The sequence below is a fragment of the Arthrobacter sp. StoSoilA2 genome (assembly GCF_019977195.1).
GTDB lineage: Bacteria > Actinomycetota > Actinomycetes > Actinomycetales > Micrococcaceae > Arthrobacter.
Window position 1 is genome coordinate 14,282 of sequence record NZ_AP024643.1, and the last position, 13,202, is coordinate 27,483.

15 protein-coding genes are annotated in these 13,202 nt (G+C 61.0%); 5 read left to right on the plus strand and 10 right to left on the minus strand.

The features are described 5' to 3' along the window. Positions 1–99 precede the first annotated feature (99 nt). Positions 100–1,008, plus strand: a complete 909-nt coding sequence (locus tag LDN82_RS00065) for a DMT family transporter (RefSeq protein WP_224165937.1) — start codon at positions 100–102, stop codon at positions 1,006–1,008. 95 nt (positions 1,009–1,103) lie between these two features. On the opposite strand, the gene LDN82_RS00070 is transcribed toward LDN82_RS00065, so the two are convergent. Continuing rightward, positions 1,104–1,979 (minus strand): glycosyltransferase family 2 protein, encoded by an 876-nt coding sequence (locus tag LDN82_RS00070; RefSeq protein ID WP_224165938.1) that lies wholly within the window; start codon positions 1,977–1,979, stop codon positions 1,104–1,106. Between the two features lie 144 nt (positions 1,980–2,123). Further along, entirely contained in the window at positions 2,124–3,089 is a 966-nt protein-coding gene (locus LDN82_RS00075) for a hypothetical protein (RefSeq protein ID WP_224165939.1), read from the minus strand. 153 nt (positions 3,090–3,242) lie between these two features. On the opposite strand from LDN82_RS00075, the gene LDN82_RS00080 reads away from it, so the two are divergent. Both LDN82_RS00080 and LDN82_RS00085 read left to right on the plus strand, forming a co-directional pair. After that, on the plus strand, positions 3,243–3,785 hold the full coding sequence (locus tag LDN82_RS00080) for a peptidylprolyl isomerase (RefSeq protein WP_216924370.1): 543 nt from the start codon (positions 3,243–3,245) through the stop codon (positions 3,783–3,785). Between the two features lie 9 nt (positions 3,786–3,794). Next, positions 3,795–4,649 carry a rhomboid family intramembrane serine protease gene (locus LDN82_RS00085; RefSeq protein ID WP_224165940.1) on the plus strand — a complete coding sequence of 285 codons (855 nt, stop codon included), beginning with the start codon at positions 3,795–3,797 and terminating at the stop codon, positions 4,647–4,649. Here LDN82_RS00085 and LDN82_RS00090 read toward each other — a convergent pair. The 7 genes from LDN82_RS00090 to LDN82_RS00120 form a co-directional block, all read right to left on the minus strand. Next, positions 4,636–5,274 (minus strand): GyrI-like domain-containing protein, encoded by a 639-nt coding sequence (locus tag LDN82_RS00090; RefSeq protein WP_224165941.1) that lies wholly within the window; start codon positions 5,272–5,274, stop codon positions 4,636–4,638. The genes LDN82_RS00085 and LDN82_RS00090 overlap by 14 nt on opposite strands. A gap of 753 nt (positions 5,275–6,027) precedes the next feature. Further along, positions 6,028–6,645: a DNA-3-methyladenine glycosylase I gene (locus LDN82_RS00095; RefSeq protein ID WP_224165942.1), complete on the minus strand. Its 618-nt coding sequence runs from the start codon at positions 6,643–6,645 to the stop codon at positions 6,028–6,030. Positions 6,646–6,747: 102 nt separating this feature from the next. Continuing rightward, positions 6,748–7,464, minus strand: coding sequence for an alpha-ketoglutarate-dependent dioxygenase AlkB (locus LDN82_RS00100; RefSeq protein ID WP_224165943.1), 717 nt, complete (start codon positions 7,462–7,464; stop codon positions 6,748–6,750). Continuing rightward, a complete protein-coding gene (locus LDN82_RS00105) occupies positions 7,461–8,090 on the minus strand; it encodes a methylated-DNA--[protein]-cysteine S-methyltransferase (RefSeq protein ID WP_224165944.1) in 630 nt (209 codons plus the stop codon). The genes LDN82_RS00100 and LDN82_RS00105 overlap by 4 nt, the downstream gene beginning before the upstream one ends. Beyond that, on the minus strand, positions 8,087–8,662 hold the full coding sequence (locus LDN82_RS00110; protein WP_224094517.1) for an RNA polymerase sigma factor: 576 nt from the start codon (positions 8,660–8,662) through the stop codon (positions 8,087–8,089). Before LDN82_RS00110 ends, LDN82_RS00105 begins: the two co-directional genes overlap by 4 nt. After that, entirely contained in the window at positions 8,662–9,171 is a 510-nt protein-coding gene (locus LDN82_RS00115; RefSeq protein ID WP_224094518.1) for a methylated-DNA--[protein]-cysteine S-methyltransferase, read from the minus strand. The genes LDN82_RS00110 and LDN82_RS00115 overlap by 1 nt, the downstream gene beginning before the upstream one ends. A 45-nt stretch (positions 9,172–9,216) precedes the next feature. Next, positions 9,217–9,471, minus strand: coding sequence for a cell division protein CrgA (locus tag LDN82_RS00120; protein WP_224094519.1), 255 nt, complete (start codon positions 9,469–9,471; stop codon positions 9,217–9,219). A 269-nt stretch (positions 9,472–9,740) separates the two neighbouring features. Between LDN82_RS00120 and LDN82_RS00125 the strand changes: the two genes are divergently transcribed. Further along, positions 9,741–10,454, plus strand: a complete 714-nt coding sequence (locus tag LDN82_RS00125; protein ID WP_224167600.1) for a class E sortase — start codon at positions 9,741–9,743, stop codon at positions 10,452–10,454. A gap of 170 nt (positions 10,455–10,624) precedes the next feature. Beyond that, on the plus strand, positions 10,625–11,266 hold the full coding sequence (locus LDN82_RS00130; RefSeq protein WP_224094520.1) for an aminodeoxychorismate/anthranilate synthase component II: 642 nt from the start codon (positions 10,625–10,627) through the stop codon (positions 11,264–11,266). Positions 11,267–11,297: 31 nt separating this feature from the next. Here the strand turns inward: LDN82_RS00130 and pknB are convergent, their stop codons facing one another. Next, the gene (gene pknB, locus LDN82_RS00135; RefSeq protein ID WP_224165945.1) at positions 11,298–13,199 is read right to left on the minus strand and encodes a Stk1 family PASTA domain-containing Ser/Thr kinase; all 1,902 of its coding nucleotides are present in this window, start codon (positions 13,197–13,199) and stop codon (positions 11,298–11,300) included. Between the last annotated feature and the right edge of the window lie 3 nt (positions 13,200–13,202).

Genomic DNA, 13,202 nt, shown 5'->3' on the forward strand with positions numbered 1-13,202 from the left:
GCCGTCGCCGACTGTCTGGAATGTTGAATCAAGACAACCACACTGGCCGCGCCGCACATAGAGGGCGGGAGGGGTGCCGCACCAAACTAAGGTTGATCCGTGAATCTTCTCATTTCAGCGCTGGGAGTCCTTGGCGTGGCTTCGTCAGGACCATTGATCGCCGGCACCTTGGGTGCCACGTCAGTGACGGCGTTGGCGATCGCCTTCTGGCGGAACGCGATCGGAGCAGTCGTGATGGCGGCGCCGGTGGCAATCCGGGAGCCCAAACAGTTTGGGAAGATCAACCGCCGCGAGTTTGGCTGGTGCACGGTTGCCGCCGTCGCCCTGGCCTTTCACTTCGCTTGCTTCATCACGGCACTGCAGCTGACCTCGGTAGCTGCAGCCACTGCCTTGGTCTGCCTCCAGTCAGCATGGATCGCGGTCTTCCAGTTGTTCAGGGGCGCCCGCCATCGCTGGCCGGTCCTGGTGGGCTTGGGGATAGCCTTTGGCGGAGTCGTGGCCATTACCGGATTCGACATGGGCTCTTCACCGCAGGCCCTGCTGGGCGACGTCCTGGCGCTGGCTGGCGGAGCTTTGGCCGGCCTGTACACCCTGGCTGGCGGCAAGGCCCGCCAGTCCATGGGAACGGGCACGTACACCACGCTCTGCTATGGAATGTGTGCCGCGATTGTTGCTGTGCTGGCTTTGCTCAGTGGCCAACCGTTGGCAGGGTTCGACGCCGGAGGTTGGCTTGGGATTCTCGCCATCACCGTTTGTGCACAGCTGGTAGGACACACTGCGTTCAACCACCTGCTGGCCACAATGAGCCCCTTGCTGGTTTCCATGATCATCCTGTTGGAAATTCCCGGGGCAGCGATCCTTGCGGCCATCTTCCTGAACGAAACACTGCCAGCCGGGACATACGCCGGCCTTGTGCTGATTCTCATTGGACTTGCGGTGGTGGTCGCCGGCCAACGGCGCGACAAAGGCGAAGCAGACCGGCGGGAGGCCGAGCTGGGAACTGACTGAGCTTCCGCCGTCGGGCTTCTACTGCCCTGCGTGCTGTTGCCGGGCGGGAAGTTGCCATGCGTGCTGTTGCCGGAAGGAAGTTGTTGGACCAGGGCCTAAAGGCTGCTGCGTCGAATGCCCTGCGCCGCGTTGGCCGTATGAATGGCCCGCAGGAGTTTGGCGGGGAAGTAGACCGAGAAGAACACCACCATGGGCGCTTTCAGGGCCATCTTCTTCACGTTGTGCGCCTTGTACGTCCGGTCGAAGCGCGTGACGTAATAGCGGTAGTCGCGAGGAGAGTCCTCAAGGCGCCGGGCCGACATGCCGGACACCATTTGCGGGCAATACCGGACATGGAGATCGTGCTCGGCGAGGTGCAGTGAGAGGTCGATGTCCTCGTGCATCTCATCCTTTTCATCCAGGCATGTTTCGTCCCGGATGGTTTCCCATGCGGTACGACGGAGGGCCATGTTGGAACCGAACAGGAAGTGGTACTGGTGCTTGGCCAGGCGCAGCATCAGCTGGCGCATTTTGTCATCCGCTTTGAGCCCGAACCGGCGCATTGGCATGTCGTAATAGACAACAGGTCCGGTAGCCGCCTGGACGGACGGGTCCATGAAGGCCTTCTGGACTTGCTCAACCCAGTCAGGCTCGAGGACGGAATCGGCGTCGATGCGCCCTACGATTTCCCCGTTGGCGCTGTTGAGCCCAAAGTTGCGGGTGGGAATGAGTCCCTGCGTGGCGTCCTGCCGTAAAAGGATAATGGGGCTTTCCGGGTATTCCTGCTGCATCTGGCGCACTATCCTGGGGGTGCGGTCGGTGGAGAGATTGTCCACCACGATGATTTCTTCAGCAGGAACAGACTGGTAGATGGCCGCGATGAGGCACTGGCGAATGACGCTTTCCTCGTTATACGCCGGGATGACGATTGAAACCCCCGGAGGCACCGGGACTTCCTTGAGGGCACCCGCAACGGGTCTATCGGCTGACATCACTTCAAATCTAACACCCGGCAGAGCGTCCCCAGCGGACTGTTGGGTTACAAGCTGGCAAACACTGAAGGGATCCCGGGCTGGCCGGGATCCCTTCAGTGTTTGTATCAATGGCGGCCTCTATGAACCAGGCCAATCAGAACCCTAGAGCTGGGAGTCCTTGGACGTGGACGTGGTGTCGTCGTCCTTGTGGCCGCTTGCCGCAATGTTCCTGGTAGCGGTTTTGGCATCCGTAGCGACGTTGGACGTGGAATCCTTGCCCTTCTCGAACGCATCCTTGGTTGCCTGCTCCACTTCGGCAGCGGCTTCCTCGGGCGTAATGTCAGAAGTTTTGGATTCGGCCGGCACGGTTGCCGTCGCCGTAGCTGATGCTGCAGTGTCTGCGGGAGCCGGGGCCGGCGTTGGCGCAGGGGTTGGATTGACCGGGGCCGGCGTCTTCCAAGGATCCTCCACAGGCTTGGAGGCCTTCCACGCAGCAACACCGGCAGCAACCGCGGCCGCGATAACTGTGACAACCAGCCATCCGCGTTTCTTCGGCTTCTGCTGGACAGCCAACTGCTGGGAAACAGCCTTGCTGGTCTGGTCCGCCACTGCCTTGATCTGCTTGCCGGTGGCCTGAGCTTGCTCCTGCACGCTGTGGACCACACCCGAGTCCACCAGTTTTTGCGCAACGGCATCCACTTGGGCGGGCGCGTTCTCAAGGACGTGATGGACAACTACGGAAGCCTGGCCCAGCTGCTCGGACAGCTTGGGCAGGTACTCCTCAACTACCTTGTCCCGGGCGAGTCCAAGGGCCGGAGTTGCCTTATTAAGGGTCTCCTGGATCTTGGGTGTGGCGTCCTCCACAGCGTCATGGATCTTCGGCGCGAGGTGCGCCAGCCCATCCTGAAGCCGTGGCGTAACTGTTGCCACGCCGTCGGCGAGGTTGTGCGCCGCCGACTTCAGTCCCTCCTGGATCTTGGGGGAAGCGGTATCAATGCCGTGCTGAATACGGGGAACAGCCCAATTGACGGCTGCTTCCACACGGGGCGCCGCCCAGTCGCGGGCGTTATCCACACCAGCCGCAACGGAGTGTTCAAGGTCGCGGGCAATACGGTCTGATTTCTTCACAACTACCTCCCGATACACATGCTCGTTTGAAGCTAGCCTACGTGCCTTGAGGAACAGCGGCTATTCATCTGCAGGATTCTTCCCGGATTTCACCCAGCGCGGAACCGGCTTTACAGCCATGCCCCCGTTGACCCTGCATGAAAGAATGGGGCCATGACCATCGCAACCGCAAAAGCAACGATCCACACGAGCCTCGGCGACATCAAGGTTGACCTCTTCGGCAACCACGCCCCCAAGACGGTCGCCAACTTCATTGGCCTCGCTACGGGCGAAAAGTCCTGGACGCACCCGGAAACCGGCGAAGACAAGACCGGCACGCCCCTTTATGACGGCACCATCTTCCACCGCATCATCAAGGACTTCATGATCCAGGGTGGCGATCCCCTGGGCCGCGGCGTTGGCGGACCGGGCTACAAGTTCGACGACGAAATCCACCCCGAGCTGACCTTCAACGCCCCCTACAAACTGGCCATGGCCAACGCTGGTATCCAGATGGGCAAGGGCACCAACGGGTCACAGTTCTTCATCACTACGGTCAACACCGACTGGCTGTTCGGCAAGCACAGCATCTTCGGTGAAGTAGCTGACGAGGAATCCCGCAAGGTTGTTGACGCCATTGAGGGCGTCCGCACCGGCATGGGCGACCGCCCCGTTGAGGACGTCGTCATCAACAGCATCGACATCGAACAGCTCTAGCCTGCATTCATGAGCTACGGAATCCCGTCGGCAGAGCCGTCCGCCACCATCCCGGTGTGCCCACGGCACCCGGACAGGCCCTCCTACGTGCGCTGCCAGCGCTGCGGACGCCCCGCGTGCCCCGAGTGCCAGCGGGCGGCCGCCGTCGGGTTCCAATGTGTTGATTGCGTCAACGAACAAAAACGTACGACGCCGACCTACCGCTCTCCCTATGGCGGTGCCTTGGCAACCGGCCGGCCCTTGGTGACGTTTACGATCATCGGGTTGTGCGTGCTGGTTTACGTCCTTCAATGGATTGTTCCCGGCGACGCCGTATTCCAGAATTTTGCGTTCGCAAATTATGCAGCTGCCAGCGAGCCTTGGCGGATGCTTACGGCGGCCTTCCTTCATTCGCAAGGGTTCCTGCTGCACATCGTCCTGAACATGTACACGCTGTGGATTTTCGGACAAGCCCTTGAGCCTTTGCTCGGGCGGATCCGGTTCCTGGCCGTGTACCTGCTCTCCGCCGTTGGCGGATCCGTGGGCTACCTTTTGTTGACTCCCACCTTTCCCGTGGTTGGCGTGGTGGGAGCTTCAGGCGCCATTTTCGGCCTGTTCGGTGCCATGCTCGTAGTGCAGCGTCATCGCGGCGGCGAAACCAAACAACTTTGGGTCCTCATTGCGATCAATGGTGCCATTGGCTTCTTTGTACCCAGCATCGCCTGGCAAGCCCACTTGGGTGGCCTGATCACCGGCGGCCTCGCTGCCGCCGCTATTGCCTATGCCCCGCGGGACAAGAACCAGGCCCTGCTCCAAGCGGGCGGCCTCATCCTCGTGGCAGGCCTTCTGGCCGTGCTCGCGTGGTTCCGCATCACTGCAGGCTAGCTGCAACACTTCCCGCAACTGTGACCGGTTGCCGCAGAATCGTCCTGAGTTTCTCCGGTGCAGTGCGGCGAGCGTCGCTGAGGTAGATCTCGTGATGCTTCCCCGACATCGTCAGCGACTCGCCGGGAATAAAGCTGTTGTGCATTTCCGCGAGCACTGGACCCTCGTCATCGTAGGGCCCTATATGGAGGGTCTGGACGCTTAGCCCTTCATCGAGTGTTTCCAATCGAAGAGCGTCAATTGCCGGGCCTTGGCCCTTTTGGGCGACGATCTTACGTGCGTCCTCGAAGTGATCCTGGGTCATCCAGCCGGGAACCATATTCATCAAGGTCCAGTCCCAGCGTGACTTGTCCCTGGCGCTTGTAAACGTATCCATGTCCTCTGCCCACCAGAGCGCTTCCAAGGGCATCACGGTGTAATCGCGGCCCAGCTCCTGCTTGCTGAAGAACTTCATCTTGTAAGCGATCGGATAGATGGTGGCCAGCGCATCCCTATAGCACTGGGAGGTGTTTGGATCCCCATGGCCGTCGATCATGAGGAACTGCAGGGCCGGAACCGTCACCACGCAAAACCTGCCGTGCGAGGCGTTGTACGTTTCGATCTGCTTTTTAAGGTCGACTTTCATCGGCAAGTAATCCCACTCCCCTATTATCGGCGTTGGACGTTATCCACAGCTGTTGTCCACAGTGTGAGTAACTTACATCCGTGTAGTTAGCTTGTTAGGGGCCTGTGCGGCCTGTCAGAGCAGTAGATATCCCCGGAAAGGCATGGATTCATCCACATCTGTGGATAACTTTGTCCCCTAACCTGTCTCGTTTGTGGACAACCAAGCCCTTTCCAGGCGAGCTGTGGATAAAGCTGTTAATGGTGGTGTGGAGGGGTCTCTATCAACAGGCTTATCAACAATGTTAATAACTTACACGTGTGTAGTTCAGGACCGTTGCGGTTGCTTTTTTGGCGCAAGCGCGCGGATCAAGCGCGGGAAACCCACAAGTTTTCCCCACCTGTGGATAACTTGTGGGTAGGGGGTTGTTGTTAAGTGGGTAACTCCGCCGGGATGCAGGGTCGCGAAGAGGACCGGCGAGGGAGGACGGCCGGCTTCGGGACGATTTTGGGCTTCGGATCGTCAGCGAAAGCGCTAATGAGTAAATCCAGCAATGGTCCACTGATGAACGTTCAATGAAGATGCGGCCACTATCCACAGCGGGATGCACAGTGGGCATAACTCCCTCGTGTGGGTCCGGCGCCCAGGATCAGCACTGCGACGGGGATTCTGGGGAAAAGTACGTGGATGTCCACAGAACTTATCCACGCCTGTGGATAAAGTTACGCACTTCTGTGGAAAATGGCCGAGGGTGGCCTGTGGAAGGCCGAAGCGCTACTTCTGACCTTGCTCCAGCCAAACGCCCGACGTACCCCGCCTGTGGCTATCAACCAAGTGTGTGTCGATGATCCCTACGGCTTCCATGAGGGCATACATGGTGGTGGGGCCAACGAACGCAAAGCCCTTCTTACGGAGCGCCTTGGACAGCGCTATCGATTCGGGCGAAGTGGTGGGGATTTCTGCATAGGTTCGGGGGGCAGGCGTAGTATCCGGTTTGAAGGACCACACGAAGTCCACCAGCCCGCCCTCAGCCCTAAGGGCGATGGTGGCCTTGGCGTTGGTGATTGCCGCCTGGATCTTAAGGCGGTTCCTGACGATGCCGGCGTCCAGCATCAGCCGCTCGACATCCGCGTCCGTGAAAGCAGCGACGCTTTCAGGGTGGAAATCCAGGAAAGCCTTCCTGAAGGCTTCCCGTTTCCGAAGGATGGTTGCCCATGACAGGCCGGCTTGGAACGCCTCGAGACTGATGCGCTCATACATCCCTTGCTCGTCCCGGACCGGCATGCCCCACTCGTGATCGTAGTAAGCCTGCATCAGCGGATCCGAGGCAGCCCACAGTGGCCGCGCCAAGCCATCCTGGCCGATGATGATGCCGGTTTCTTCCGTGGTCATGAATGCTCCTCTGCGGCCGTCCCACGGACGCCAACCCTTGCTCTTGTCTCTAGGGACATTCTGCCCCCTGCCTGTGACATTTTTATCGCTGGGATCTGGCCCCTAGGACAACCCCGTGACACGCATGGTGATGTTGATTCGTCCGTGGGAGAGCCCACACCCTTCCGGGCAGGTTCCGGGGAGGACCTTTGGGATGCCGTGATACGAGAACCTCGAGGCTCCGCCGAAAACGAAAAGGTCTCCCGACCGGAGTTCGACGTCCGTATACGGCTTGGTGCGCGTCTGGGTGTTGCCGAAACGGAAGAGGCACGTCTCCCCGATGCTGAGCGACACTACCGGAGCATTGGAACGTTCATCCTTGTCCTGATGCATGCCCATGGTGGCCCCGCGATCGTAGAAGTTCACCAGTGCGGCATCGGGTGTGTAATTGCCGGCGAGTTCGGGGAGGGCCTCGTTGCCTTCCGGCCCGGGCAAGTAAGCATCGGCTACGGCCTTCCTGCCCAAGCGAACCATCCACTCCGGGAACTCGAGTACCGGCCTGCCGTTCACGTCCGTAGCTTCCCGCGTGTAACGGTAGGGCTGCCAATGCCAGCCCAGGCAAAGGGTCCGGACAGACATCCGGTGCCCTCCCGGCAACGTCGCTGCCCGCAGGGGCACCGGCCCGTGTGTCCATTCGCCAAAGCGTTGCACGATCCACCTCTGCTGCTCCAGGCTGAGCCAGCCCGGCACGTGCACGGCGCCTGGAGCTATCACCCGGGGGCCGGCGTCGTGGGTGTCAGGTTGGATAAGCGTCAACGGAAAAAGGGCGTCCTCGCTCATGCGGCAGCCTCAAGTGTGAGGAGCCTTCGTTTCGCCTCGGTTCCGCCAAGGTAACCGCCGAAAGTGCCGTCGGACTTCACCACGCGGTGGCAGGGAACGATCACCGGCAGCGGGTTCGTGGCGCAGGCGGTTCCAACGGCGCGCACAGCTTTGGCGCTTCCGGCGGCCTGGGCCACCTGTGCGTAACTCTCGGTCCTGCCGTAGGCAATGTGCGGCAAGTGGTGGAGGACATTGAGGCGGAACCCGCGTGCGAGCTGGAAATCCAAGGGAAGGTCGAAATCCTGACGGGTGCGGTTGAAGTACTCGTCCAATTGGCGGGCAGCGGCCTCAAGTTGTGAGGGTGCATGCAGGATGCGGGGACTCACCGTGCTGGCCAGCAATTGCAATACGGCCTCATGGTTCTCACGCTCGAACGCTACCCGCACAAGGCCATGTTCCGTAGCCGCCAAAAGGAGCTTGCCCACAGGTGAATCCACCACTGAGTATGCGATATCCAGGGAATGGCTTTCCTGGGCAGCGCGGACAAGTCTCGCGTGGAGGTTGGACAGGGCGGGTTCGATTCCGGCGTCGAGGGGCTTAAGGAGCACGGCAACCTCGGCGTGGTCCGGGAGTGATTCAAGAGTCATCGGATTTCTCCTTTCGCCGATGCTGGGACGGATGAGGTGGTCACGGACGTGGAATGAACCAGGAAAGCCCGCACGGATTCGGGCTCTTCGCGGAGCATGGCACGGAGGGCTTTCACACCGTCGGATCCAGCACGTCGTGCGGCATCCGGTGTCCCGCCAAGAAGTGACGCTATGTCCTGATATGGGAGGCCCGCCAAATAGTGGTAGGCCACTGCCTGGCGTTGTTTAGGTGGCAATCGCCCGACAGCGCTGAGCAGCTCCGCTTGGTTGTCACCAGGAATGCCAATTTTCGAGGGCCGCTCGGGTGGCTGATCGACAGGTAAGGGGCGGCGATTACTGGAACGGATGAGGTCGATGCATTTCCGATGCGCAATAGTGACGAGCCAGGCCTCAAGGTTGGCATCCTCAGGGAGGGCACCATAAGCCTGCAAAGCCGAAAGAAACGTTTCGGACCATGCGTCGTCAGCATCATGAAGGCCCACCACTGCACGGCACACCCGGAGCACAGTGCCGCCGTGTTCCTGGACGACTGCTTCGAACGGCCTCTTGTGGGCCGGGTGCGGGCGCTGCATCAGAAGAGCTTGCCCTCTTTCACGACGGCTGGCTCTTCGAGCTCAAGAAGGAAGCGCTTGTTGCGCAGGCCTCCCGCGTAGCCCGTGAGTTGCCCCTTGCGCCCCACCACGCGGTGGCACGGGATGATGATGCTAATGGGATTCCGCCCTACTGCGGATCCAACAGCCTGGGCCAGATGGGGGTCCCCCATCTCGAGAGCGAGTTCGCCGTAGCTAATGGTTTCCCCAAAAGGAATGTGTTGGAGCCGCTGCCAGACCTTCTCTTGGAAGGCATTGCCCCGGGCCTCAAAAGCGACGTCGAATTGAGTGCGCTTTCCTTCGAGATACTCATCGAGTTGGACACGGGTCTGCTCGAAGAGTGGCTCGTCGATACGTGCCGGGACTCCGAAGTAGTCCGGCGGAGGCATGTGCCAATGGCCCTCGTAAAAGATGCCCGTCAAAAACTCCCCGCGGGCAGTCAGCGTCAGCTGCCCCAGCGGGGAATCCATGGTGGTGTGCCTGGTGTTCATAACCTGTAGACGTTCGCGGGCACCGAAATGTGAGGTGTGGGATTCCTAGGCGCGCCAGCGCGTAGTCATGAGGAATCCGACGATGGCGATGCCGAACCCGGCAACGATGTTCCACGAAGCCCATTCCTGCACGGGGAACTTGCCCTCGGTGATGTAGAACGTGATGATCCAGATCAGCCCCAGGATCATCAGGCCGAACATGACCGGCTTGTACCAAACGGGATTCGGCTTGTACTGCTGTGCGGCGGAAGTCTGCTGGGCCTGACGGGCAGGCCGCTTGCGGGGCTTGGACTCGGGCACGGATCCTCCTTGGCTGTTCGATTGAAACCCGATGCTGCCGGCCTTGGTATCCTGCAGGAAGGAAAAATTCCAGCGGTCAACGGCCACGCGGTGCTCCGGGTTGTTACTAGCTGTCAAGTCTAGCCGCAACCGGGGTAGGCCAGCGCCGCCCGCGCCCTACATGAGGAGACCCTGTGGCGGACCAGCAGACGACGGCGGCTGCCGCCGTGCCGTCCGCCCGCCGGAACCAGGGGAAGCCTCCCCGCGACCGGCTCACAGCCTCGGCTGTTATGCGCACTATCAGCCAGGTACTGGGCGAGTTGCTCATTACCGCAGGCATTGTCCTCTTGCTTTTTGTGGGCTGGGAGCTGTGGTGGACCAACGTGGAGGCCGACGCCAAGCAGACCGAAGCCGTGAAGAGTTTTGCACAGGAATTTGCGGGGCCGGTAACGCCAGCCGCCAGCCAGGCCACGGACTACGGTCCGCCCGTCGTCGGGACAGCACCTGCCCATGGGAAAACCATCGGGATCATGTACATCCCGCGATTCGGTCCGGACTACACGCGGCCCATTATCGAAGGAACAGACCAGGATGTCCTGGACACGCTGGGCCTGGGACACTACGGAAACACCAGCATGCCTGGAGCCCTCGGCAATTTCGCCGTCGCGGGGCACCGGCAAACACACGGCGCTGTACTGGATAACATCCACACCCTGGTCCCCGGGGACAAGATTTACGTCCAGACGCCAGACGGCTATTACACCTATGTTTTCCGCAACAACCAGATTGTGTTGCCCAGCCAAACCGACGTCTTGATGCCGGTCCCCACCCAACCCGGAGTCACGCCCCGTGAAAGCATCCTGACCATGACCAGTTGCAACCCGCGCTTCGGATCCCAGGAACGCATCATCGCCTACTCCGTCCTTGAGGGTTGGCAACCGGCCTCAGCCGGACCGCCGTCGGAAATAGCCGCCCAAGTAGCCCAAGCCCAAGGAAAGGGGTAACGGATGTACGCCTGGATCTTTCGGAATTTGCCCGGCCCCTTGTGGGTGCGGATACTGACATCGGTGGCGCTTGTGGCCGTAGCCCTCGTCCTGATGGTGGAATTCCTCTTCCCGTGGTTCTCCCAATTCACTTCTTTGACCGACTCAACGATTGGTTTAGTGCAGCAGCCATGAGCTCAACAAAAATCCTCGTCGTGGACAACTACGACAGCTTCGTTTACACCCTGGTGGGCTACCTGCAGGAACTGGGCGCAGAGACAACCGTGGTCCGAAATGACGACGTGACACTCGCAGAAGCCAAGGAGCTTGCCGCTGCCCGTGATGGAGTCCTTATCTCTCCCGGTCCAGGAACGCCGGCAGAAGCCGGTGTTTGCATCGACCTCATCAAGTGGTGCGGCGAGGCCGCCAAGCCTATGTTCGGAGTGTGCCTTGGCCACCAGGCCCTTGCCGAAGCCTATGGGGGCGTTGTCACCCACGCTCCTGAGCTCATGCACGGGAAAACTTCGCCGGTGCAGCACGAAGGCAAGAGTGTCTTTGTCGGGCTTCCGTCGCCCGTAACGGCCACGCGCTACCACTCACTCGCCGCGGTTCGCGACTCGATCCCCGACGTCCTGGAGATCACGGCCGAGACCACGAACGGTGTGGTCATGGGCCTGCAGCACAAGACCGCTCCCCTCTGCGGTGTGCAGTTCCACCCGGAATCAGTCCTCACCGAAGGCGGCTACCAGATGCTGGGCAACTGGCTGGAGTCCCTCGGCATGACCGGAGCTGCCGAACGTGCTTCGAAGCTGAGTCCGCTGATCCAGCACTGACTTGTAGCGGCAGCTGAGGGGACGTGACCCGTTAGTCCTTCTTAGTGGGGGTCGGCTTGGGGTTGGAGGTATCTGTGGGCGTGGGTGGGGGCGTCGGAACCGGGGCCTTGGCTACCGTTACCGTCACTGTCTTGCCCTGATCCACTTCAGTATTGAAGGTTTCGCTTTGTGCCGTGACCTTGCCGGGGGTCACCTGGGAATTTTCCTGCTCCACCACGGCCATGACGAGGCCGTTCTCCTTCAGCAGCGCTTCGGCTTCCGACTGGGCAAGACCGATCAGTTGGGGCATCAGCACTTTGCCGGACGACACCTGCAGCTCAACGTTGGAAGCTGCGGCTATGGGCGCCCCGGGGGCGGGACCCGTGGTGATCACGAGTCCGATGGGAACCGTGGGGCTGTGCGTCCGCACGCTGGAGATGTTGCCCGTGATTCCCAGGCGCCGAAGGGTGTCGCGGGCGTCTGACTCGGTGCGGCCCACAATGTCGGCAGGGATAGTTACCGAGCTGGGACCGCTGGAGATGTTGAGGATGACCTCGGCGTTCTGTTCAAGCATGGAGCCAGCACTGGGTGAGGTGCCGATCGCCATGTCCTTGGCAACCTTGTCACTGGCCACGCGGGCAGTTTTGGGGACCAGCTTTGCGGAGTAGAGCTCTTGCAGCGCCTGGGACTCCGACATGTTGGTCACCGAGGGAACCGCCACCTTGGCCGGTGCCGCGGGGGGCGCGTTAACCAGGCTGTAGATCCAGAATCCGGCGCCTGCGAGAACAAGGATAGTGAAGATTGCCAGCGTCGCCGCCCAAGTGCGACGGCGGGACTTCTGGTGGGAGGTCCGCTCACGTTCGGGTGGGAGGTCCAAGGGAAGCGCTTCGTCCAGCGGTTCCTCAATGGGGTCCTGGGTCACGCCGTTGTAGTGCTCGACGTCAAGGAATCCAACGGCCGTGGCGCTCAAGAGCTGCGTTTCCGGGTCTTCGGACGAAATGAGGTCGTTGGGGTCGGTGGGTGCCTCGCTGGCGGGAAGCACGGGAACGGCGATGCCATTGCTCGCGGCCCTGAGTGCCCGCCGGAAGGCAGCCGCATCCTGGAATCGGTCCGACCGGCTCTTTTGCAGGGCCTTGGCAAGCACGGAATCCAAAGCCTCGGAAACCTCGGGGTTATGGACGCTGGGGAGGTCGGGCGTCTCCCGGACGTGCTGGTAGGCCACTGAAACCGGGCTGTCGCCTACGAATGGTGGCCGGCTGGTAAGCAGTTCGTACAGAAGGCAGCCCGCAGAGTAGAGATCGCTGCGGGCATCAACGGTCTCTCCCCGTGCTTGTTCGGGGGAAAGGTATTGTGCCGTTCCCACTACAGCCTGCGTCTGCGTCATGGTGGCAGCGGAGTCAGCCATGGCCCGGGCAATGCCAAAGTCCATGACCTTGACGTCCCCGGTATCCGCACAGACCATGACGTTGGCGGGTTTGATATCGCGGTGCACAATGCCCGCCCGATGGCTGTATTCCAGCGCCGCGAGGACGCCAAGGGTGTAGCCGATGGAGTCTTCAACACCGAGTTCGTGCGCTTTGATCATGTCCCGCAGCGTCCGTCCTGCGACGAACTCCATCACGATGTACGGGACACGCACGTCCTCACCCGGTCCGCCCGGGACAGAGTACTCGCCGGTATCGAAGATGGCCACGATGGAAGGGTGGTTCAGTGCTGCGACAGCCTGGGCCTCGCGTTTGAAGCGGGCCTGGAACTGGGGATCGCGGGCGAGGTCGGCACGCAGGACTTTGACTGCAATGGTGCGTCCCAGGAGCGTATCCGACCCACGGTAGACGTCTGCCATGCCGCCACGGCCGATAAGGTCACCGAGTTCGTAGCGACCATTGAGGATGCGCTGCGAAGAGACAGGTGTACTCTCCTCTCGGTGCGCTGGACCGGGCCGTGGCGTAGACATGGC

Excerpts from the sequence above, each read along its gene's own strand:
- LDN82_RS00090 (WP_224165941.1), bottom strand. The coding sequence starts at position 5,274 with ATGAAAGTCGACCTTAAAAAGCAGATCGAAACGTACAACGCCTCGCAC.
- LDN82_RS00110 (WP_224094517.1), bottom strand. The coding sequence starts at position 8,662 with ATGCAGCGCCCGCACCCGGCCCACAAGAGGCCGTTCGAAGCAGTCGTC.
- LDN82_RS00100 (WP_224165943.1), bottom strand. The coding sequence starts at position 7,464 with ATGAGCGAGGACGCCCTTTTTCCGTTGACGCTTATCCAACCTGACACC.
- LDN82_RS00085 (WP_224165940.1), top strand. The coding sequence starts at position 3,795 with ATGAGCTACGGAATCCCGTCGGCAGAGCCGTCCGCCACCATCCCGGTG.
- LDN82_RS00080 (WP_216924370.1), top strand. The coding sequence starts at position 3,243 with ATGACCATCGCAACCGCAAAAGCAACGATCCACACGAGCCTCGGCGAC.
- LDN82_RS00095 (WP_224165942.1), bottom strand. The coding sequence starts at position 6,645 with ATGACCACGGAAGAAACCGGCATCATCATCGGCCAGGATGGCTTGGCG.
- LDN82_RS00115 (WP_224094518.1), bottom strand. The coding sequence starts at position 9,171 with ATGAACACCAGGCACACCACCATGGATTCCCCGCTGGGGCAGCTGACG.
- LDN82_RS00130 (WP_224094520.1), top strand. The coding sequence starts at position 10,625 with ATGAGCTCAACAAAAATCCTCGTCGTGGACAACTACGACAGCTTCGTT.
- LDN82_RS00105 (WP_224165944.1), bottom strand. The coding sequence starts at position 8,090 with ATGACTCTTGAATCACTCCCGGACCACGCCGAGGTTGCCGTGCTCCTT.
- LDN82_RS00070 (WP_224165938.1), bottom strand. The coding sequence starts at position 1,979 with ATGTCAGCCGATAGACCCGTTGCGGGTGCCCTCAAGGAAGTCCCGGTG.
- pknB (WP_224165945.1), bottom strand. The coding sequence starts at position 13,199 with ATGTCTACGCCACGGCCCGGTCCAGCGCACCGAGAGGAGAGTACACCT.
- LDN82_RS00125 (WP_224167600.1), top strand. The coding sequence starts at position 9,741 with ATGCGCACTATCAGCCAGGTACTGGGCGAGTTGCTCATTACCGCAGGC.